Annotated in this window: 17 protein-coding genes; 10 read left to right on the forward strand and 7 right to left on the reverse strand. The window is 64.7% G+C overall.

Annotation, left to right across the window (positions count from 1 at the left end; all coding sequences use genetic code 11):
- Positions 1-65: 65 nt before the first annotated feature.
- The 5 genes from lon to mnmC form a co-directional block, all read right to left on the reverse strand.
- The gene (gene lon, locus AC1DS3_RS20780) at positions 66-2477 is read right to left on the reverse strand and encodes an endopeptidase La (RefSeq protein ID WP_441630811.1); all 2412 of its coding nucleotides are present in this window, start codon (positions 2475-2477) and stop codon (positions 66-68) included.
- A gap of 80 nt (positions 2478-2557) precedes the next feature.
- The gene (gene clpX, locus AC1DS3_RS20785; protein ID WP_477127857.1) at positions 2558-3886 is read right to left on the reverse strand and encodes an ATP-dependent Clp protease ATP-binding subunit ClpX; all 1329 of its coding nucleotides are present in this window, start codon (positions 3884-3886) and stop codon (positions 2558-2560) included.
- A gap of 246 nt (positions 3887-4132) precedes the next feature.
- Positions 4133-4783, reverse strand: a complete 651-nt coding sequence (gene clpP, locus AC1DS3_RS20790; protein ID WP_477127858.1) for an ATP-dependent Clp endopeptidase proteolytic subunit ClpP — start codon at positions 4781-4783, stop codon at positions 4133-4135.
- A gap of 73 nt (positions 4784-4856) precedes the next feature.
- Positions 4857-6218: a trigger factor gene (gene tig, locus AC1DS3_RS20795; protein WP_441630808.1), complete on the reverse strand. Its 1362-nt coding sequence runs from the start codon at positions 6216-6218 to the stop codon at positions 4857-4859.
- Between the two features lie 225 nt (positions 6219-6443).
- Complete coding sequence (gene mnmC, locus AC1DS3_RS20800; protein WP_477127859.1) at positions 6444-8468, reverse strand: bifunctional tRNA (5-methylaminomethyl-2-thiouridine)(34)-methyltransferase MnmC2/FAD-dependent 5-carboxymethylaminomethyl-2-thiouridine(34) oxidoreductase MnmC1; 2025 nt, start codon at positions 8466-8468, stop codon at positions 6444-6446.
- A 236-nt stretch (positions 8469-8704) separates the two neighbouring features.
- Here mnmC and AC1DS3_RS20805 point away from each other — a divergent pair, with 236 nt between their 5' ends.
- Together AC1DS3_RS20805 and AC1DS3_RS20810 are read left to right on the forward strand one after the other, a co-directional pair.
- Complete coding sequence (locus AC1DS3_RS20805) at positions 8705-9562, forward strand: 23S rRNA (adenine(2030)-N(6))-methyltransferase RlmJ (protein WP_043345913.1); 858 nt, start codon at positions 8705-8707, stop codon at positions 9560-9562.
- A 159-nt stretch (positions 9563-9721) separates the two neighbouring features.
- Complete coding sequence (locus tag AC1DS3_RS20810; protein WP_441630803.1) at positions 9722-10378, forward strand: SOS response-associated peptidase; 657 nt, start codon at positions 9722-9724, stop codon at positions 10376-10378.
- 47 nt (positions 10379-10425) lie between these two features.
- On the opposite strand, the gene AC1DS3_RS20815 is transcribed toward AC1DS3_RS20810, so the two are convergent.
- Positions 10426-10677, reverse strand: a complete 252-nt coding sequence (locus tag AC1DS3_RS20815; RefSeq protein WP_043345911.1) for a DUF1488 family protein — start codon at positions 10675-10677, stop codon at positions 10426-10428.
- A gap of 353 nt (positions 10678-11030) precedes the next feature.
- On the opposite strand from AC1DS3_RS20815, the gene AC1DS3_RS20820 reads away from it, so the two are divergent.
- The 5 genes from AC1DS3_RS20820 to dinB all read left to right on the forward strand — a co-directional run bounded on the left by AC1DS3_RS20820 (position 11031) and on the right by dinB (position 17261).
- The gene (locus AC1DS3_RS20820; protein WP_441630801.1) at positions 11031-11522 is read left to right on the forward strand and encodes a hypothetical protein; all 492 of its coding nucleotides are present in this window, start codon (positions 11031-11033) and stop codon (positions 11520-11522) included.
- Between the two features lie 278 nt (positions 11523-11800).
- The gene (locus AC1DS3_RS20825; protein ID WP_416048292.1) at positions 11801-12304 is read left to right on the forward strand and encodes a sigma-70 family RNA polymerase sigma factor; all 504 of its coding nucleotides are present in this window, start codon (positions 11801-11803) and stop codon (positions 12302-12304) included.
- Between the two features lie 69 nt (positions 12305-12373).
- Positions 12374-13387: a FecR family protein gene (locus AC1DS3_RS20830; protein WP_477127860.1), complete on the forward strand. Its 1014-nt coding sequence runs from the start codon at positions 12374-12376 to the stop codon at positions 13385-13387.
- 171 nt (positions 13388-13558) lie between these two features.
- On the forward strand, positions 13559-16024 hold the full coding sequence (locus AC1DS3_RS20835; RefSeq protein ID WP_477127864.1) for a TonB-dependent receptor: 2466 nt from the start codon (positions 13559-13561) through the stop codon (positions 16022-16024).
- Between the two features lie 73 nt (positions 16025-16097).
- Entirely contained in the window at positions 16098-17261 is a 1164-nt protein-coding gene (gene dinB / locus AC1DS3_RS20840; protein WP_477127861.1) for a DNA polymerase IV, read from the forward strand.
- A 190-nt stretch (positions 17262-17451) separates the two neighbouring features.
- On the opposite strand, the gene AC1DS3_RS20845 is transcribed toward dinB, so the two are convergent.
- Complete coding sequence (locus tag AC1DS3_RS20845; protein ID WP_477109092.1) at positions 17452-17601, reverse strand: hypothetical protein; 150 nt, start codon at positions 17599-17601, stop codon at positions 17452-17454.
- A gap of 12 nt (positions 17602-17613) precedes the next feature.
- Between AC1DS3_RS20845 and AC1DS3_RS20850 the strand changes: the two genes are divergently transcribed.
- The 3 genes from AC1DS3_RS20850 to AC1DS3_RS20860 all read left to right on the forward strand — a co-directional run bounded on the left by AC1DS3_RS20850 (position 17614) and on the right by AC1DS3_RS20860 (position 20501).
- Complete coding sequence (locus AC1DS3_RS20850; protein WP_477127862.1) at positions 17614-19068, forward strand: sensor domain-containing diguanylate cyclase; 1455 nt, start codon at positions 17614-17616, stop codon at positions 19066-19068.
- 229 nt (positions 19069-19297) lie between these two features.
- Positions 19298-19819, forward strand: a complete 522-nt coding sequence (locus tag AC1DS3_RS20855) for a hypothetical protein (RefSeq protein WP_441630793.1) — start codon at positions 19298-19300, stop codon at positions 19817-19819.
- Positions 19820-19979: 160 nt separating this feature from the next.
- A complete protein-coding gene (locus AC1DS3_RS20860) occupies positions 19980-20501 on the forward strand; it encodes a hypothetical protein (protein ID WP_441630791.1) in 522 nt (173 codons plus the stop codon).
- The last annotated feature ends 364 nt before the right edge of the window (positions 20502-20865 follow it).

Raw genomic sequence — 20865 nt, forward strand, 5'->3', positions numbered from 1 at the left:
CGGGGGACACCCGCGGCGTTTTTCATGCGCTGCCAGGAAGCTACGGCAGCATCAGCGAGACATCATCAGTGATGAATCATCTCGACCTTGGCAGCGCCCTTGTCCGCCACATCGGCAGGCTTGGCCACTTCTTCAGGCAGAGGCTCGGGCTTGCGCTCGAGCGCGAGCTCCAGGACCTTGTCGATCCAGCGCACCGGGATGATCTCGATGGCGTTCTTGACGTTGTCCGGAATCTCCGCGAGATCCTTCACGTTCTCTTCGGGGATCAGCACCAGCTTGATACCGCCGCGATGCGCCGCGAGCAGTTTCTCCTTGAGGCCACCGATCGGCAGGACTTCGCCGCGCAGCGTGATCTCACCGGTCATGGCCACGTCAGCGCGCACCGGAATGCCCGTGAGCACCGACACCAGCGCCGTGGTCATCGCACCACCTGCCGAAGGGCCATCCTTGGGGGTGGCGCCTTCCGGCACGTGGATGTGGATGTCGCGCTTCTCGAACATCTCGTCCGTAATGCCCAGACGACGTGCCCGCGAGCGCACCACCGAACGTGCTGCCTCGACCGACTCCTTCATCACGTCGCCCAGCGAACCGGTGCGGGTGATGTTGCCCTTGCCCGGCATGATCGCGGCTTCGATGGTCAGCAGATCGCCGCCCACTTCCGTCCACGCCAGACCGGTCACCTGGCCCACCTGGTTTTCCTTGCCGGCCAGCCCGAAGTCGTACTTGCGCACGCCAAGGAACTTGTCCAGGTTCTCGGACGCGACCTTGACCGTGCCGGTTTCCTTCTTGAGCAGCAGCAGCTTCACCACCTTGCGGGCGATCTTCGACACTTCACGCTCGAGCGAACGCACGCCTGCTTCCCGCGTGTAGTAGCGAATGATGTCGCGCAGGGCGTCTTCGTTCACTTCCATCTCGCCGGGCTTCAGGCCATTGTTCTTGATCTGCTTGGGCAGCAGGTAGCGCTGGGCGATGTTGACCTTTTCTTCCTCGGTGTATCCCGACAGGCGGATCACTTCCATCCGGTCCAGCAACGGAGGCGGAATGTTGAGCGAATTGGAGGTCGCCACGAACATCACATCGGACAGGTCGAAATCGACCTCGATGTAATGGTCCTGGAACGTGTGGTTCTGCTCCGGATCCAGCACTTCGAGCAATGCCGACGACGGATCGCCGCGGAAATCCATGCCCATCTTGTCGATCTCGTCGAGCAGGAAGAGCGGATTGCGCACGCCGACCTTGGCCAGGCTTTGCAGGATCTTGCCGGGCATCGAGCCGATGTACGTACGACGGTGGCCACGGATCTCGGCCTCGTCGCGCACGCCACCCAGCGCCATGCGCACGAACTTGCGGTTCGTGGCACGCGCAACAGACTGCCCGAGCGAGGTCTTGCCCACGCCAGGGGGCCCAACCAGGCAGAGGATCGGCGCCTTCACCTTGTCCACGCGCTGTTGCACTGCAAGATACTCAAGGATGCGTTCCTTGACCTTCTCGAGACCATAGTGGTCTTCATCCAGCACGCGCTCGGCGTTGGCGAGGTCGTTGTTGACCTTGCTCTTCTTGCGCCACGGCAGGTTGACCAGCGTGTCGATATAGTTGCGCACGACCGTGGCTTCCGCCGACATCGGCGACATCAGCTTGAGCTTCTTGAATTCGGCGTCGGCCTTTTTCTTGGCTTCCTTCGGCATGCGCGCAGCCTTGATGCGCTTGTCGAGTTCTTCCAGGTCGGCGCCTTCTTCGCCCTCGCCCAGTTCCTTCTGGATGGCCTTGACCTGCTCGTTGAGGTAGTACTCGCGCTGGCTCTTCTCCATCTGGCGCTTGACGCGGCCACGGATGCGCTTTTCCACCTGCAGGATGTCGATCTCGCCTTCGAGCTGCGACAGCAGGCTCTCCAGGCGCTCGGTGACATTCACCATTTCCAGGATCTTTTGCTTCTGCTCGAGCTTGATCGGCAGATGCGCGGCGATGGTGTCGGCCAGGCGACCCGGCTCGTCGATGCCCGACAGCGACGTCAGGATCTCGGGCGGGATCTTCTTGTTCAGCTTTACGTACTGGTCGAACTGCGACACGATGGCGCGGCGCAGCGCCTCCGTCTCGGCGGTCTCGACCGGGCCCGGCGGCACGGGCACGGCTTCGCACATGAAGTGCGATTCGTCTTCGCTCACTTCGCGGATATTCGCGCGCTGCGTGCCTTCCACCAGCACCTTGACGGTGCCGTCGGGCAGCTTGAGCATTTGCAGGATGTTGGCGATGCAGCCCACCTCATAGAGGTCGTCGGCGGTCGGCTCATCCTTGGCCGCCGTTTTCTGGGCCACAAGCATGATGCTTTTGCCCGCCTCCATCGCAGTTTCTAGCGCCTTGATGGACTTCGGACGTCCCACGAACAGTGGGATCACCATGTGCGGAAACACCACCACGTCGCGCAGCGGCAACAGTGGCAAGCGAATCGGCTCAGCCGGGAGGAGTTGTGTTCCGGACATCATTTTCCCCAGTCAGTCATTTAGGCGTAAATTGGGTCTCATGAATCGATTGCAAGACATCCTTTGCGCGCGATTCGATGCTAGTTGCAAAATGCTGCTCCCCGCACTTGCAAGACCCGTCCAAACAGCATACCCCCGTTTCCTCCCCTTCGTTTTACGAAAATGAAGAAAAAAAGCCGCTCGCTTTTCGCGAACGGCCTCTCAGGACTCGCTGCCGGCCTGGCATCGTCATAAGTGTAGTTAGGCAGGTCGTACATCACATCCATCAGCGATTGTTCGAGGATCGAACGAAGGCCACGTGCACCGGTCTTGCGGCGGATTGCCTTGCGGGCAATCGCGGAGAGCGCGGCCGGGCGGATTTCCAGCTCAACGCCTTCCATCGCCAGCAGCTTCTGGTACTGCTTGATCAGCGCGTTCTTCGGCTCGACCAGGATCTGCATCAGCGCGGCTTCGTCCAGCTTGGCCAGCGTAGCCACTACCGGGAGGCGGCCGATCAGTTCCGGGATCAGCCCGAACTTGATCAGGTCTTCCGGCTCGACCTGCGGCAGCACTTCGCTGGCCTCGCGCTCTTCCTTGCTCTGCACCTGCGCGGCAAAACCGATACCGGTCTTGTCCGAACGCTGCATGATGACCTTTTCGAGGCCATCGAACGCACCGCCGCAGATAAACAAGATGTTGGTGGTATCCACCTGCAGGAAGTCCTGGTTCGGGTGCTTGCGGCCGCCTTGCGGGGGCACCGAAGCCATGGTGCCTTCGACCAGCTTCAACAGGGCCTGCTGCACGCCTTCACCGGAGACATCGCGGGTGATGGACGGGTTGTCGGATTTGCGCGAGATCTTGTCGATCTCATCGATGTAGACAATGCCGCGCTGTGCCTTTTCCACCTCGTAGTTGCAGTTCTGCAGCAACTTCTGGATGATGTTTTCCACGTCCTCGCCGACATAGCCGGCTTCGGTCAGCGTGGTGGCATCGGCGATCACGAAAGGCACATTGAGCAGGCGCGCCAGCGTTTGCGCCAGCAGCGTCTTGCCCGAACCGGTGGGACCGATCAGCAGGATGTTGCTCTTGGACAACTCGACGTCGTCCTTCTTGCCGAGGTGCTTCAGGCGCTTGTAGTGGTTGTACACCGCTACGGCCAGGATCTTCTTGGCCTGCTCCTGCCCGATCACGTATTGATCCAGGCTTTCGCGGATCTCGTGCGGGGTGGGGAGATCGGACTTGGCCGAGGCCCCCGCGTCCTTGTCGGATGCAGCAGCCTCGTCGCGGATGATCTCGTTGCACAGGTCGATGCATTCGTCGCAAATGAACACCGACGGGCCCGCGATGAGCTTCTTTACCTCGTGCTGGCTCTTGCCGCAGAACGAGCAGTAAAGGAGCTTCTCGCTGGATGAACCTTTTTTATCCGCCATAGGAATCAGTCACATTAGCAGTGTGCGTGCCGCAGTGCCGGAGCGCTGCGGGGATACGCTTCAAACGCATCATACGCCAAAAAAAATGGCGCGGCGGGTAGACCCCCAAGCTGTGGGGCAAAAGCAAAAAACGAGGCACAAGGCCTCGTTTCTGTATAGCCTTCTTCGTTGCGGCCGGGCGGCGATACCCGAAGGATCGCCACCCGGCCCCTGCCCGGCCCGCCTTGCGGCAGCCGGGCCGGTCTGTCAGGCACGGCGGGCGAGCACCTTGTCGATCAGGCCGTAGTCCACTGCCTGCTCGCCGCTCATGAAATTGTCGCGATCAGTGTCGCGGGCAATCTTGTCGACCGGCTGGCCGGTGACTTCCGACAGGATCGTGTTGAGCCGCTCGCGCAGGTACAGGATCTCGCGGGCCTGGATCTCGATGTCCGAGGCTTGGCCGCGCGCGCCGCCCAGCGGCTGGTGGATCATGATGCGCGAGTTGGGCAGCGCCGAACGCTTGCCCTTGGCGCCAGCCGACAGCAGGAAGGCACCCATGCTGGCTGCCATGCCCATGCACAGCGTAGCCACGTMCGGCTTGACGAACTGCATGGTGTCGTAGATGGCAAGGCCAGCCGACACCGAGCCACCCGGCGAGTTGATGTAGAGCGAGATGTCCTTGTCGGGATTTTCGCTTTCCAGGAACAGCAACTGGGCGACCACCAGGTTAGCGGTCTGGTCGTTGACTTCGCCGACCATGAAAATCAGACGCTCCTTCAACAGGCGCGAATAGATGTCATAGGCGCGCTCGCCCCGACCGGACTGCTCAACCACCATCGGCACCAGCCCCAGTCCCTGCGTTTCCAGGGCGGAGGCCTGCGTGGTGGCCAGACGGTCAAGCAAATCATTGCGGGTCATGCAAGTTCTCCTGGAGTTCGGTAAGAGACAAGGCTGCGGCCAACGCGCCACGCGCGCCGGCCACGGGCCAGGCTCAGGCCTGCTGAGGCTGGTTGTTGCCTTCGGCAGTCAGTTCCTCGAAGGACACCGTCTTGTCGGTGACCTTGGCCTTGTCGCACACGAAATTTACCACGTTGTTTTCGAGCACGTAGGCCTCCATCTCGGCCAGGCGCTGTTGGTCACCGTAGTACCAGCGCATGACTTCCTTCGGGTCTTCGTAGCTCTTGGCGAAGTCTTCGATCTCGGCCTTGATCTGGTCTGCCTTGGCGTCCAGGCCGTGAGCCTTGACGATCTCGGCCAGGATCAGGCCCAGCTTGACGCGGCGCTCGGCTTGCTGCGTGAACATTTCGGCCGGGATGGGCATGTCCTTGGCGTTSGGCATGCCGCGTTGCTCCAGGTCGCGACGCGCCATTTCCACCAGGCGCTCCTGGTCTTGCTCGATCAGGGCCTTCGGCACTTCCAGCTCGCTCGCCTTCAACAGCGCGTCCATGACCTGGTCCTTCAGCATGGCGTGCGTGCGGCGCTTGACTTCGCGCTCCAGGTTTTCGCGGATGTCGGCGCGCATCTTCTCGACGCTGCCGTCGGCGATGCCCAGCGACTTGGCGAACTCGTCGTTCACTTCCGGCAGGTGCGCCCACTCGATCTTCTTGAGCGTGACGGTGAACTCGGCAGTCTTGCCGGCCACGTCCTTGCCGTGATAGTCCTCGGGGAACGCCAGCGGGAAGGTCTTGCTCTCGCCAACCTTCAGGCCCAGTGCGGCTTGCTCGAACTCGGGCAGCATGCGGCCTTCGCCCAGCACGAAGGCGAAGTCGTCAGCCTTGCCACCGGGGAATTCCACGCCGTCGATCTTGCCGACGAAGTCCAGGGTCACGCGGTCGCCGTTCTGGGCGGCCACTTCCGCACCGCCGTCGCCGTGCTCGCCGGCTTCGCCACGGGTGTGGTAATGCACGCGCTGCTTGCGCAGGATGTCGATGGTCTTGTCGACTTCGGCATCGCTGATTTCGGTCTTGGTGCGGGTCACTTCGGCGCCAGCCAGGTCACCCAGCTTGACTTCCGGATAGACCTCGAAGGTCGCGTCGAAGGCCACTTCGTCTTCGCTCACGCCGTCGGTCTTGACTTCGAACTTCGGCTGGCCGGCAACCTTGACGTCTTGTTCTTTGGTGATGTCGAAGAACTTGCGGGCAGCCTTGTCGAAGCGCACTTCGAACTCGACTTGCTGGCCGTATTGCTTCTCGACCATCTTCATCGGTACCTTGCCGGGACGGAAACCGGACATCTTCACCGTCTTCGACAGGCGAACCAGACGTTCCAGCTTTTCCTTTTCGACTTCGGCCTTGGGAATGGCCAGGGTCACCTTGCGGTCCAGTTTGCCAAGGTTTTCAATGACATTCGACATGGTCGTTGATCCAATCCAGAGTGTTGTTGTGTTCGTAAGCGCACCCCGCTCGCGTGCCCGAGAAGACACAGGCAAAGCGACGGCAAATGCCGATACCCGGCACGCGAACCGCATCGCACGCAGCGGACACGCGCAAAAAATGGCGTTTCCAGAGCATCCGGGCGCAGGTCCCCGCAAACGGAAAACGGGGATTATCGCACGGTTTTCATTCGGTTCCGGCAGTTTTTAGCCGGGAACCGGCTCGGCGGGCACATCGCCGCTGGCCACGGTCCCCTGGCGCAAGGCGCGCACCAGCAGCCGCGCCGGATCGATTGCCTCGGCCAGCTCGAGCTCGAGCGGCAATGGCTCCCCTTCGATCTGGCTGGCCAGCAATTCCGCCCCCAATGCGGCCCATGTGAGGCCGCGCGAGCCATATGCAAGTGCCGCGTAAAGCCCCGGCAGCCGAGGGATATCCCTTAGTMGCGCCCCGCTGAGCGCCGCGGCGTCCCGCGCCGCCTGCGCCTCGTCGGCCACGCGGCCGATCAGCGGCAGGCGGTTGTGCGAGACGCTGCGCACGCCCACATACCCTCTGAGCATTGCCGGGTCCAAGCTGGCGGCCGAGCCGGCAAGCGCCGGCAGCAAGGCGCCAAGCCGGGCCAGGTTCTCGGCGTGCACGGCGGGGCGCTCGTACAGCGCGCCGGATTCCTGCGCATCCGGCTCGTAGCTGGAACCGATGCGCGCGGTGCCGTCCGCGGCGCGCGGCAGCAGGTAGCCGGTGCCGGTGACCACGCAATCGGGCCATTGCCCAAGGCGCGCCAGCTCTGCCGGCTCCAGCGTGGTGAGCTGGCCGCGCACCCGTTCGATCGTCATATGGCGCAGCGCGAGCAAGCGCAGCGCCTCGTAGGCGTTGGCCACGACCACCACCGGCGCCGCGGCCATCACCATGCCCGCCTCGTCCAGCGCCTGCCAGCCATCCGCCACACGCGCCAGCCGCGCGACCCGGCTGCCATAGCGCGCCGTTACCGCCGTCCCGGCCCGCGCCAGCTGCGCGCGGCAGATCTCGGGCGGCGGCGCCCAGCCGCCCTGCCCGAACCACAGCCCGCCGTGGGGCACAGGCGCGCCATGCCGGCTGGCGGCTTCCTCGGCGCTCATCCACCGCGCGAAATCTTCCGGAAAACCCAGGGCGGCAAGGGCCGCCCGCTGGATATCCGCGTCCGCAACACCCGCACCCGTCTGCAGCACGCCGCAGCCCTGCCAGCCGGGCGCATGCCCCGCCGCCGCCAGCCCCGCCCAGGCCCGCAGGGCCTGCAGGTTGCCGGCGCGCGACAGGCGCGACAGGATGCTGTCATCCGAGGACAAGTGCGGATGCATGGCGGCGGCACGATGGGAAGATGTCAGCTGCGCCGGGCCGTCATGGGCATCGAACAAGGTCACGCGCCAGCCACGCGCGGCCAGCCTCTCGGTGACCGCGCAGCCGGCCAGGCCGGCGCCGATGACGATCGCGTGCCGCTCGGGCCACGCCGCGGCGGATGGCGGCGGCTGCCGCCGCGTGCCGCGCATCACAGGGAAGCGCGCCACGGTCATCGGTGGCTCTGAGCCATATCCCGGTGCGGAACTGGCCACGAAGCCGGCGGCTTGCAAACCCTGCTGGAAGACACTGTCGGCCACATGCGTGGCCAGCGTAGCCCCCGGGCGCGCCAGCCGGGCCAACCGCTTCATCAACTGCGGCTGCCACATATCGGAATTGCGGGCTGGCGAAAAACCATCCAGGCAGAAGGCATCCGCCCCCAGCACCAGCCGCGGCAGCACGGCGGCGATATCGCCAAACGCCAGCGTCAGCGCAACCGCCCCACCCTCGAATTCCAACCGGTGCAGGCCGGGCAGCGCCAGCGGCCATGCGGCCCTCAACTCAGCGGCCAGCGGCGCGAGCGGTGCCAGCGCGCCAAGGCTGGCGTGCATCGCGGCAAGCCCCTCGCTCGTAAACGGATGCTTCTCGATCGACACAAAGTGGAGCCGCCGGCAACGCTTGGGATCATCTCGCCATGCYTGCCAGGTTGCCAGGAAGTTCATCCCCAACCCGAAGCCGGCCTCCACAATCACGAACTGGTCGCGCCCGCCCCAGGCCTGCGGCAAGCCGTTGCCAGCAAGGAAGACGTGACGGGCCCGCTCCAGGCCCTCCTCATTGCCGTGATAGGCCTCATCGTAGCGCGGCGAGTATGGCAAGCCTGTCGCGGAAAAAGCGGGCTCGGCGAGATCTAGGCTGCGGGACATGGGCAAGGCAACAAGGTGACAAGGGTCGGGAGAACGGGAAATGCGCAGGAGCGTCAGACGCGGAATGCACCGGAAGCGCATTGGGACCGGAGGATGGCGAAKGAGCCGGCAATCGCCCGCCAGGCGCGCCCTCCGGCATGCCGCCGGCCCGCCCCAAAGCCCGGCGATGGTAGCATAGCGCCCTGTGCCGCCGGCCCCTCCAGGCCGGCACCCGCACGCCCTTTTCCCGCCTCGCCATGCTCAGCTACCGTCACGCCTTCCACGCCGGCAACCACGCCGATGTTCTCAAACACGCCATCGTGGTCCAGTTGCTGGAGCAGTTGAGCCAGAAGGACAAACCCTTCTGGTACATCGATACGCATGCTGGCGCCGGGCTGTACGCGCTCGATCACGCCTACGCGCAGAAAAAGGGCGAGTTCGAGACCGGCATTGCCCGGCTGTGGCAGGCCGCCGCCGCCAAACGGCCCATGCCGACACTGGTCGAGGATTACCTGGAACAGGTACGCACGCTGAACCCGGACGGCAACCTGAAGCACTACCCTGGCTCGCCCTGGCTCGCCTGGCAGATGCTGCGCGACGCAGACCGCCTGCGCCTGTTCGAGATGCACAGCACCGAAATCCAGGTGCTGCGCGACAACTTTCGTGGCGCCGGCCGCCGTGTCATGCTGTACGACGGCGACGGCTTTACCGGCATCAACGCCATCCTGCCCCCGCCGCCGCGCCGCGCGCTCGTGCTGATCGACCCCTCATACGAGGACAAGCAGGACTACGGCCGCGTGGTGCGCAGCCTGCAGGATTGCCTGCAGCGCTTTGCCACCGGCATGTACGCGATCTGGTATCCCGAAGTGCAGCGCCGCGAATCCGTGCAGTTGCCGGTGCAGCTGAAAAAACTGCCGCTCAAGAGCTGGCTGCATGTCACCCTGCGCGTCAAGCACCCGGTCGCCGGCGGGCTGGGCCTGCACGGCAGCGGCATGTTCATCGTCAACCCGCCGTGGCGCCTGAAGGAAACCCTGGAGGCAGCCATGCCCGCCCTGGTGACGATGCTGCGCCAGGACGACGGCGCCGGCTTCACGCTGGAAGCGCAGGAAAGCTGATTCTCGCGCCGGCCGGGCCGCGCGCAGTTGCGTAGCTCACGCGACGGCATCGGCTCGGCAATCGGCGCGCTTTTGCCCGCACCGGGGCTTTGGCCCTTCCCCACCCATCCTCCATACTGGTTAATCCCCTTAGCAAGCGGCGCCCGCTGGAGGCAGCCCATGTGCATCAACTACGCACCCGCGCAGGCCGGCCTGCTCCGCGACGTATTTGGCGTCACCCGCCCGGCGCAGGAATGGCCGCCGGAAACGTGGCCCGACTATGCGGCGCCGCTGCTCGTCTCGGACCACGATGGCCAGCGGCAATGCCTGCTCGCTACCTTCGGCATGGTCCCCAGGAAACGCATTCCACCGGGCGTGGCGAGGTTCGACACCACGAACGCGCGCTCGGAATCGGTGGCCGAAAAGCGAACCTTCTCCGGCGCCTGGAAGAACGGCCAGTTCTGCCTGGTGCCAGCGGATTGCTTCTACGAGCCCGACTACGAGACCGGCAAGGCGGTACGCTGGCGCATCCGGCTCAAAGACGCCGCGCCCATGGCGATCGCGGGGCTCTGGCGCGCGTGGCCAGGCGAGGATGGCCAGCAGGCCTTCAGCTTCACCATGCTGACCATCAACTCGGAGCGCCACCCGTTGATGTGCCGCTTCCATGCGCCGGGCAAGGAAAAAAGGATGATCGTGATCGTGCCGCCCACCGATTGGGACGATTGGCTGAACTGCCGGGATACGGAGCTGGCGCGTAGTTTCCTGCGCCCCTATGCCGCGGACAAGATGGCGGCGGAACCCGCACCGCTGCCGCCTCGCACGGCAAAGGCATCGTGAGGGGCGAGCACCCCTCACGATCGGAACCGCCAGCGATCGCGCCCCCGTCAGGAAATGGTGTACCTGTTCTGCCGGCTGCGGGAATAGAGCCCGCGCGCAAGTTCCAGGATGTGGTCGCGGTGGCGGTCGAATGCCTCCAGCACGGCAGGCTCGTCCGGGCGCAGTTCGGGGCTGAGGTTGGAGAGTACCGCTCGGTCGACCTCGAAGGAGATCTCACGCGAACTGTCGTAGCCCCAAAAACATACGCAATGCCTGGATGGGTCGTAACTCCGGCTGGGATTGGGAAAATTAAGTGCCATCTCTGTATCCTAGTCCGATTCGCCCCCCTCTGTACGGTATAGAAGGCGGGACTGCCGTATTTGCACCGGATTGGGCAACGATCCCATCAGCAAGTCTGGAGAAGACCGCTTCTCGTTGCCCTATCGCTTACCGGTGACCTGGTGTCGAGCCGTACAGAGCCATACAGAGCCATGCAGACATGACGCGACATAGCTGCCGGGAAAACCAGATCTAAGCATCTTCTACTTCGCCCGCGCACGGCCAGACCGTACGATTCGCATCACAACCACGGTGGCAGGATCTCCGTGGTCCAGGACAGGACGGCAACCATAAAGCTGTCCGCCGGACATCAACACAAGGGCCAAGGGGTCTTATGAAAAGCTTGCGCGGAGCCAGCAACGGGTGGGCGCCGGACGTCGAGGTGACGGACAGGGGCATCTGGAAAAACACGATCGCCGCAGCCAGCCACGCGCTGGAAACCGTCGCCCTCATCGAGCACGGCGTTGGCATGACATTAAAGCTGCAGCGCAAGGTCCGCGCGCTGCGCGAGCGTTTGCACGCCACGCAAACCGAACTGGACCGCTACCGCGACATGCACGCCGCCGCCATGGAGGCGTTGCGCCAGGCCGAGGTAACACCGCCCGAAGACACCGGCCGACTGCGCGCCGAAGGCCAAGCCCTGCAGATGCGGCACCGTGCCTACAAGCTGCTGGTCGAGCATTACGCCCGGGCCGGCATTCCCATCGACCTGGCCGTCTTCGCCAGGCAGCGCCGCCAGGTCCTCCAGCACATCCTTTTCCAGCAGCGCCGCGGCGTCGCGCCAGCGCAGATCAGCGTCGACGATATCGCCTTCCTGCTCCGCTGATCCCATCGCCAGAGGGGAAAGACATTCCGGCGTCCATTGCGACAATCGCGAGCCAGCCGGATCCGCTTACACCGGCTGCGCTTTCAATGGCCCGTGCAATTCGCGGGCTTTTTTTTCGCGCCGGCGGGCGGGCGCCATGTTGCTGCTCCGTATTGCAGCTCCGTATTGCAGCCCCGTATTGATGCGCCATGGCGCCACTCAATGTAGCTATTGACGAACATTGCCCGCGCAAATGATAATACGTCGCATTTGCAACCACCCGCAACCGCGCGCACGCCATGCCGTCACATCCCTCGCGCGCGTTTGGCTTGTTCGCCTACTACGAAGAACTGGTTGGCACCTGGACTCGCAAGCTCGCCAATCGCTTTGATGCCGAGGACCTGACCCAGGACGCGCTGCTCAAGGTGCTGGAGCGCAAGGACAGCCCGCCCGAGCATCCCCGTGCCTACCTGCACCAGACCGCCCGCCACCTTGCCATTGATGCCTTCCGGCGCGAGGGAGGCCGGCAGACGCTCCCGCTTGACAGCATCGACACGCATCACGCAAGCTCCGGCGATCCCGAAGCCGCGCTCCACGCCATCCAGCTCGCCGCCGCGCTCGAGCAAGCGCTGGCGGAGTTGCCGCTGGCATGCCGTCAGGTCTTTGTCTGGCAACGCCTTGAAGGGCTCTCCCAGCAAGAGATCGCCGAGCGCCTTCAGGTCTCCAAGAACATGGTCGAAAAACACATGATCCGCACGATGCGCCATCTGCGCGACCGGCTCGGCCCGCAAGCACCCCATTGAGTACCACGCCTTGATCCCGGCTCCTGCCCCCTCCTCCTTGCCCACGCCCCTCCCTGGGGCCGCACGCCGATGACGCCAATCACGCCGCCGCCGGACGCTCCCCGTGAAGCCGCGGCACGCTGGTTTGCGCGCGTGCGCGCTGGCTCGCTCAGCGAGCAGGAACGCATTGAGATGGCGGCCTGGCTCGACGCCAGCCCTATGCACCGGGCGGAATACACCGCGCTGGAGCGCATCTGGCAAGTGGCAGGCGCGCTCGACCCGGAGCGCCTGCGCGCCCTGGCGCAAGACCCGGCACCGGCCGCCTCCGCCCGGAGATCGCGACCTGCCTTGCGCGCCGCCATGCTGGCCAGCCTCTGCGCGGTGGCCGTTGGCGCCGCCTGGCTCATGAGCCAGCATGCCGCGCCCGGCCCGGCTACCGATGTGGCCGGCGATGCAAGCCACTTCACAGCCAGCTTCAGCACCGCGCCTGGCGAGTGGCAACGCGTGACGCTGCCCGACGGCTCCGTCGTCGAGCTCAATACGCGCACGCGGCTATCGGTACGATTCGAGCCCGGACAGCGCACTGTGACGCTGGCCGACGGCGAGGCCATGTTCGAGGTCGCCCACGCCAACGAGCGACCCTTCGTGGTCGATGCCGGCAGTGGCAGCGTCACGGTCACCGGCACTCGCTTCGATGTGCGCCGGGACGGTGCCGAGGTCACGGTCGCGGTCGAATCCGGGTCGGTGGGCGTACAAGGGCGCAGCGCGGCTGCGTCTGCGGCGCGCCTGTCGGCCGGCCTTGGCACGCACATTGCCGGCGACGGCCGGGTCGCGCCCGCGGCGGCGGTCGATCTCGGCGCCGCCATGGCGTGGCGCGAAGGCAAGCTGCTGTTCAAGGACCAGCCGCTGTCGCTGGTAGCCGCCGAGGTCTCCCGCTATCGGCACAGCCCGGTCAGGATCCGCGACGCCGGCACCGGCGCGCTGCGGCTGAGCAGCGTGTTCCGCGCCGACGATACCGATGCCCTGCTCGCCGCCCTGCCGCAGTTCCTGCCGGTGGGCGTGCGCACCCTGCCCGACGRCAGCACGGAAATATTTTCGCGCTAGATTCAGGTTTTTGCTGCGCGTTTCGTCTTCTCCCGGAACGTGCCCGCGCACCGCGGGCCTGCGTGCCTTTATGCCAATCCGGCCTCTCCGAGAAGACCCGACGTGAACCAGCAATATCCTGAGAAGCAGCAACAGATCCCGGCCCGCCACGCACGCGCCAGGCCCCTCTTGATGGCCACCATGGCCGCCGCGCTGATCGGCGCCGTTGCCACGCCGGCAACTGCCCAGCCGGCCCTGCCATCGCCGGTGGCGATCGACATCCGTGCCCAGCCGCTGGCCGACGCGCTCACGCAGCTCGGCCGCCAAACATCGCTCCAGCTGTTCTTCACGCCCGCATTGGTGGCCGGCAAGCAAGCCCCGGCCGTGCATGGCAGCATGTCCGCCGAAGCCGCGCTCGATAGGCTGCTCAAGGGCAGCGGCATCCGCTACCAGCGCAATGGCAGCGGCATCGTGCTGCAGCCCGCGGGCCAGGCCGGTGCCGCCGCACCGGTCGCCGCCGCCACGACGTTGGCCACCCCGGCAACGACGGCCGCGCCCACCCCGGAGGCCGCCAGGATGCTCGAAGCCGTCGAAGTCACCGCCTCGCGAACCTCCAGCGACCTGATGCGCCCCACGMGGCAAGTCACGGTCATCGACCGCGAGGAGCTCGATGCACTGAAGACCGGCTCCGACAGCGTCGCCACCCTGCTCTCCAAGGTCGTTCCCGGCATGGCCGACTCCAGCCATACCGTGACCGATTTCGGCCAGACCCTGCGGGGCCGCGGCATGCTGGTCCTCGTCGATGGCATTCCCTTAAACACCAATCGGGACTCGGCGCGCAACCTCGCCAACGTGGACCCMGCATTGATCGAGCGCATCGAAGTCCTGCGCGGCAGCAGCGCCATCTACGGCGGCGGGGCCACCGGGGGCATCGTCTCCATCAACACGCGCCCGGCCGGCGGCCCGCCGCTGTCGGAGACCACGTTTTCACTCACCTCGCCGCTGTCCCGGCTGCGCGCGGACGGCATGTCCGGCCAGCTGCAGCAGCATGTTTCCGGCAGCGAGGGGATGGTCGACTATGCCTTCGACGTCGGTGCCCGCCGCATCGGCAGCGCCTACGATGCGCGCGGCCAGCGTGTCGCTCCGGAGCCCAGCCAGGGCGACATGTTCCAGTCGGACAACTACAACATCGGCGGCAAGCTCGGCCTGCGCCTGACGCCGGAGCAGCGCGTGCAGCTTGCGGTGAGCCATTTCAACGCCAAACAGGACACCGACTACGCCTCCGACCCATCGGTAGCCCGCCTGGCGCCTGGCAGCGTGCCCGCACGCGCCATCAGCGGCCTGCAGCTCGCCGACCAGAACCAGATCCGCAACACGCTGGTCAATCTCGAATATGAGCACAAGGACCTGGCAGGCAGCGCGGTCTCCGCGCAGCTCTACTACCGCGACTACTTCACGCGCTTCACGCCCTTCGACGCGCGCGCGGTCGTCACGCGCGGCGGCAATGTCGACCAGTCCATGCAAAACTCCGACGTGTTCGGCAGCCGCCTCACCATCAAGACGCCGCTGGACAGCGCCAAGCGCACCCGCCTGGTATGGGGCCTGGACTTCGAGYAAGAGCGCAGCGACATGCCGATCGACATCTTCGATCCCAAGGCCTATGACGCCAGCGGTGGCCGCGTCTTCAACAAGACCGGCACGCTCACCTACATGCCGCAGATCACCACGCGCAGCCTGGGCGGCTTTGGCCAGTTGCAGCACAAATTCAACGCGCAATGGTCGGCCGAGGGCGGCCTGCGCTACCAGTACGCCAACGCCCGCTTCAACGATTTCGTGCCGCTGTCGCAATCGCGCCTGGCACAGCCGGCCACGGTAAAGGGCGGCTCGGTCGACTACACCGCGCTGCTGGGCAATGTCGGCGTGGTGTACAAGCCGCTCCAGGGGCACGAGCTCTATGCCGCGTTCAGCCAGGGCTTCAACCTGCCCGACATCGGCCTGCAGGTACGCAACGCGCGCGCCGGCTTCGATCTCGGCGCCTCCGACCTGCAGCCGGTCAAGACCAACAACTACGAGCTCGGCTGGCGCGGCGCCTTCGGCAACACCCTGACCTCGCTGGCGGTGTTCTACACCACCTCCAACCTGGGCGACGTGCAAAGCTTCAACAATGGCCTGATCCTGACCCGCACCGCCGAGCGCATCTATGGCGTGGAAGCCTCCGCCGACTACCTGTCCGACAACGAACAATGGGGCACCGGCGGCACCTTCACCTGGATGCGCGGCCGCGAAACCCCGCAAGGCAGCCCGAGCCAGCAGATGAGCGGCTACCGCATCCCGCCCCTCAAGCTGACCGGCTACGTGCAGTACCGGCCCACACCCGCCTGGAGCCACCGCCTGCAAGCCACCTTCTTCGCCGGGCACGACTACCGGCTCAACGGCGCCGACAGCTTTGGCCGGCGCGATGTGGCCAGCTACACCACGCTGGACATCATCAGCCGCTACCAGGTCAGCAAGAAGGACACCATCACGGTGGGCATTCAGAACCTGCTCAACCGCTACTACTACCCGCTCTACAGCCAGTTGCTGCGCAACAGCAACAACACCTCGCACCTGCCCGCGGCGGGCATCGTCATGACGGCCACCTACGTGCATCGCTGGTAGAGCGACCGGGGCGCAGCGGTATTGCCGGCAGAATTCGATATACTGTATATGCATACAGTCACTCACTGACGCCATGTCATCTGCACCCCGCCGCATCGCCCACCTGGATATGGACGCGTTCTACGCGTCGGTCGAGCTATTGCGATACCCAGAGTTGCGTGGCAGGCCCGTGGTGATCGGTGGTGGRCGAAATGCGGTACCCGCGATACTTCCCGACGGCAGCCGGCGCTTTGCCCGCCTGCGCGACTACGCCGGGCGCGGCGTAGTCACAACGTCCACCTACGAAGCCCGCGCGCTGGGCGTGTTCTCCGCCATGGGCATGATGAAGGCCGCGCAGCTCGCCCCCGACGCCATCCTGCTGCCCACGGATTTCGACTCGTACCGGCACTACTCCCGCCTGTTCAAGGCGGCTGTCGCCACCTTCACCGGCGAAATCGAAGACCGGGGCATCGACGAGATCTACATCGACCTGAGCGACGTGCCGGGCGAGCCTGCCGATATCGGCACTCGCATCAAGCAAGCGGTGCGCGAAGCCACGGGACTGAGCTGCTCCATCTGCATCGCCCCCAACAAGCTCCTCGCCAAGATCGGCTCCGAACTCGACAAACCCGACGGGCTCACCCTGCTGGCCGCCAGCGATGTGCCACTGCGCATCTGGCCGCTGCCCGTGCGCAAGGTCAACGGGATCGGCCCGAAGGCCACCGAAAAACTCGCAACGCTGGGCATCGCCACGGTCGGCGACCTCGCCAGCGCGGACCTAGGCATGCTGCAGAGCCATTTCGGCCGCAGCTACGCCGCCTGGCTAGCCGAGATCGCGCAAGGCCATGACGAACGCCCGGTGGTCACCAGCTCGGAGCCCAAGTCCATGAGCCGAGAAACCACCTTCGAGCGCGACCTGCACCCCAGGCAAGACCGCCAGACCCTCTCTGAAGTCTTCACCGGCCTGTGCCAGCGCCTGGCGGAAGACCTTCGCCGCAAGGGCTATGTGGGCCGCACCATCGGCGTCAAGCTGCGCTACRACGACTTTCACACCGTCACCCGGGACCTCAGCATGCCGGCCCCGACGGCGGACGCCGCACAGCTGCGGCGCGCCGCCACCGAATGCGTCAAACGCGTTCCGCTGGACCGGAAAATCCGATTGCTGGGCGTGCGGGTCAGCGCGCTGACACCCGCGGGAGAACTGGCGCCGGCTGCGCTGCCGGCACAGGCAGAGTTGCCTTTCACCGACAGCGCTTAGCAGACCCCGCCGCGGGCCAATCCGTCTGATAGTATTGGCACAGCCGTGCATAACTGCAGCGCCGGCTGCACGAGCAATACTTTCGGGCTAACGTCAATTGTCATTTGACCTGGATATGCGGGCCTCTACCGAAGCTGAAACCAGACATGACCGCATCGACGCCTCGAAGCCGCTGAACCTGAAAGCCGCATTACAGCAAGAGCGGTTTGACGCGCTGACACGCCTCGCACAGCATCTCTTCAGGGTCCCGGTTGCGCGGGTCACGCTGCATGACGTGCCCCATGATGCGCATCCCGGCGACGTACCCATCCTCATCGACGGCTTGCGCATGGGTTTTCATGCGGCGTGCCCCTTGACCACATCGAGCGGCAGCCAGCTTGGCGCCTTMTGCCTGTTCGACGCCGGATCGCGCGAGCTGGACCAGGTGGAGCGCGGCCTCCTGCAAGACTTTGCCGACATGGCGGTCGCCCTCATCGAGCGCGACCTGGCCCAAGGCAAACTGAACGACGACGCCGGCAGGCTGGAGGGAAACGAAAAGCGGCTCGAGCTGGCCATCGCGGGAAGCGGCACGGGCGTCTGGGACCGGGATGTCCAGGCGGGCAGCATCCACTACTCGGCCGGCTGGAAAGCCATCATCGGCTACGAAGCGTCCGAGATCACCAACCGCATCGAAGACAGCTATACCCGCGTCCATCCCGACGACCTCGCCTACGTCCAGGCCACCATACAAGCCCACTTCAACCAAGAGACGGAAAGCTACGCGGTGGACCACCGGATCCGCTGCAAGGATGGCAGCTATAAATGGATATCCAGCCGCGGCAAGGTAGTCAGCCGCGGCAGCAACGGCGAGCCGCTGCGCATGATCGGCACCACCACCGATATCACGGCCATCCGGGCACTCTCCGAAGAACTGCAGCAAACCGTCGACCTGATCACCAGCCTGACCAACGAAGTCCCGGGCCTGGTATTCCAGCATCGCCTGCTGCCAACGGGGGAATCCTTCCTCCCCTACGCCAGCGCCGGCATCGCCGATATCTATGAACTCACGCCGCAACAGGTCGCCGCCAGCACAGCCTCCATCCATGCCGTCATCCACCCCGACGATCTGGAAGCCTATTGCGCTTCGCTTCACGCATCCGCCGCGAGCCTGACGCCGTGGCGCCTCGAGTACCGCGTCGAGCTGCCCAGGCAAGGGCTGCGCTGGCGGCAAGGCGACGCGCGCCCCCGGCGGCTCGACGACGGCAGCACGCTATGGCACGGATTTATCACAGACGTGACCGAGCGCAAGCGCATCGAGGGAGAACTGCAGGAATTCGCCACCATCGATTTCCTGACGCAACTACCCAATCGCCGTCACTTCGTCGTGCGGATCGAACAGGAACTCGCCCGGATCCGGCGCACCGACAGCCGCCCTGCCGCCGTCCTGACGTTTGACCTCGACCACTTCAAAGCCATCAACGACACCTGGGGCCACGCCATGGGCGACCACGCCCTGCGGTGTTTCGCGGCGCTGCTGCGCAATGCGCTGCAAACGCACGATTTCGCCGGCCGCATCGGCGGCGAAGAATTTGCCGTGGTGCTCCCCGATGCGAGCCTTGATGCGGCGACACGATTCGCCAGGCGCGTAYAGCATCAGATCGCGGAAACCCCAATGCTTGACGGCGGCCAGATCGTCACGCTGACCGTCAGCGTCGGTATTGCCCTCATGCATGCCACCGATCCCAGCGCGGACCTATCGCTGCTGCGCAGCGACGGGGCGCTCTACCGCGCCAAGGAACGCGGCCGCAACCGCGTCGAGTGTTATTGATCCACGCCAGGCCGATGACTGGCGATGCGGTCCTCCACAGCAATGACGGACAGGCAGGATCCCATGCGACCCACGTGACCCACGTGACCCGGCCAGCCTCTCACCCATTCATCAATGGCCTCAAAGCGTTCCCTGATGCATAAACCACCCATTAAATTACCTATTAGTCATTGAATTTGCAGTACCCACAGAAAATTTACCTTCAGGTAATGCACAGGTTTAATGGGCCATGGATATTCAAGACACGCGTCAACAGCGCCTAGCCCAGATCATGGCCGAACAGTTCGGCGGCTCCATAGCGCGCCTTTCGGACCGACTGGACCGCGACCCCTCATACTTCTCCCGCATATTTTCGGACACAGGCAAAGCCGGAAAAAAACGCATCGGCGAAACTCTCGCACGCGACATCGAAGCCAAGCTCGGCCTGCCGCGCCTATGGCTGGACGGCGACGCGCAAGACGCTGCCGCACCCCCAAAAGAAGAAACCCTGCCGCCCGAGATCGCCGCCCGATTCGCCCGCCTGATCAATGGCTTGCGCAACGAAGACATCGACAGGATGCTCGCGGCCATCGAATTGATCACGCAGGTCGAAGCCGTGCAATCGGTGCGTAAATACAAGAAAAACACCAAAACCGCCCGCGTGCTGAAGACCGATGGGAGAAGCACGGCATTCAAGCAAGCCAGCAACGCCGTTCACGAAAGCGGCACACAAACACCCGGCAAGCCACGCAAGAAGACGTCCGCAAGCTGAGATCGACGCGGTGTCCGGCTTGCCGGATGTATCACCCCGCCCTGCGCACTCCGCACGCCCCCCGGGAGCATTTCGATTACCCGATGAGCTTGCCTTTTTAGTTACCCATGGGTAATCTATGGCATCGACTTCCCTGAAGCTGCACGACCAAGGAAACTTCATGCTCATCGGACTCTGCGGCCGCCCGGGCTCCGGCCAGGACCTCATTGCGAACCACCTGGCCTGCGGGAACCACGCCTTCCACGTCATCACCTTCGACGCCCCGCTGCGCCACATGATCCAGGCCTGTGCTGGCATCCATGAGACGCACTTTGGCCTGGCAAAACGCAACGACGTCATCCCGGCGCTCGGCAAGGCCCCCGCCCAGTTGCTGCACGCGCTTCGGGAGTCCTGGATCCGTGCGCCAATGGATCCGGATGTGCTGGTCAGGTACCTCGCGCAAACGCTAGCCCGGCTCGACGGCCGCGATGTTGTGGTCCCCGATGTGTCCACGCAGGCAGAAGCTGAGTTCATACAGGCGCGCGGTGGACGGTTGATCCGGGTCGTTTCGCGACGCGGGCTGGGAGCCGACCCGTTGATCAAGGGCGCATGGATTGATCTKGAGCTGGAGGTGGGTGAGGGGCCGGACTGGCCGTACGCGGAAATTGATGCGATCGTGGGCGAGGACGTTTTGGTGGGTTGACGGGTTGCGACGCCGGCCAATGATCAGGGCTCGGCGCATCGGGCGCGACGGCAACCAGCAAACAATATTTGCACAATTGTTAGCCGCAATGGCTAACATGAAGATGCACACGATCGCGTTCGCCAGGCAATCGGCCCGGCTGGCCAAGCCAGCCCGCAAATGCCCGGGAACGTCCATCGAGGAGGTGCCTTGCCATGATCCATATTCAGTTCATCGAACGCGACGGCCACCCCGAGTTCGCGGTAGTGCCTATTGAGGTGTGGGAGCGGATCAAGCATCGGGTCCAGGATCCGGACTATGTCTCGCTGCCAGACCACGCCAAGGCCCAAGACAACGCCTTTCGGATCCCTGCCGCCATCCTGGA

The sequence above is a fragment of the Cupriavidus sp. 01L46 genome (assembly GCF_056399905.1).

Excerpts from the sequence above, each read along its gene's own strand:
- AC1DS3_RS20810 (WP_441630803.1), top strand. The coding sequence starts at position 9,722 with ATGTGCATCAACTACGCACCCGCGCAGGCCGGCCTGCTCCGCGACGTA.
- AC1DS3_RS20805 (WP_043345913.1), top strand. The coding sequence starts at position 8,705 with ATGCTCAGCTACCGTCACGCCTTCCACGCCGGCAACCACGCCGATGTT.
- AC1DS3_RS20855 (WP_441630793.1), top strand. The coding sequence starts at position 19,298 with ATGGATATTCAAGACACGCGTCAACAGCGCCTAGCCCAGATCATGGCC.
- AC1DS3_RS20825 (WP_416048292.1), top strand. The coding sequence starts at position 11,801 with ATGCCGTCACATCCCTCGCGCGCGTTTGGCTTGTTCGCCTACTACGAA.
- AC1DS3_RS20815 (WP_043345911.1), bottom strand. The coding sequence starts at position 10,677 with ATGGCACTTAATTTTCCCAATCCCAGCCGGAGTTACGACCCATCCAGG.
- lon (WP_441630811.1), bottom strand. The coding sequence starts at position 2,477 with ATGTCCGGAACACAACTCCTCCCGGCTGAGCCGATTCGCTTGCCACTG.
- clpX (WP_477127857.1), bottom strand. The coding sequence starts at position 3,886 with ATGGCGGATAAAAAAGGTTCATCCAGCGAGAAGCTCCTTTACTGCTCG.
- AC1DS3_RS20820 (WP_441630801.1), top strand. The coding sequence starts at position 11,031 with ATGAAAAGCTTGCGCGGAGCCAGCAACGGGTGGGCGCCGGACGTCGAG.
- AC1DS3_RS20845 (WP_477109092.1), bottom strand. The coding sequence starts at position 17,601 with ATGAAAACCCATGCGCAAGCCGTCGATGAGGATGGGTACGTCGCCGGG.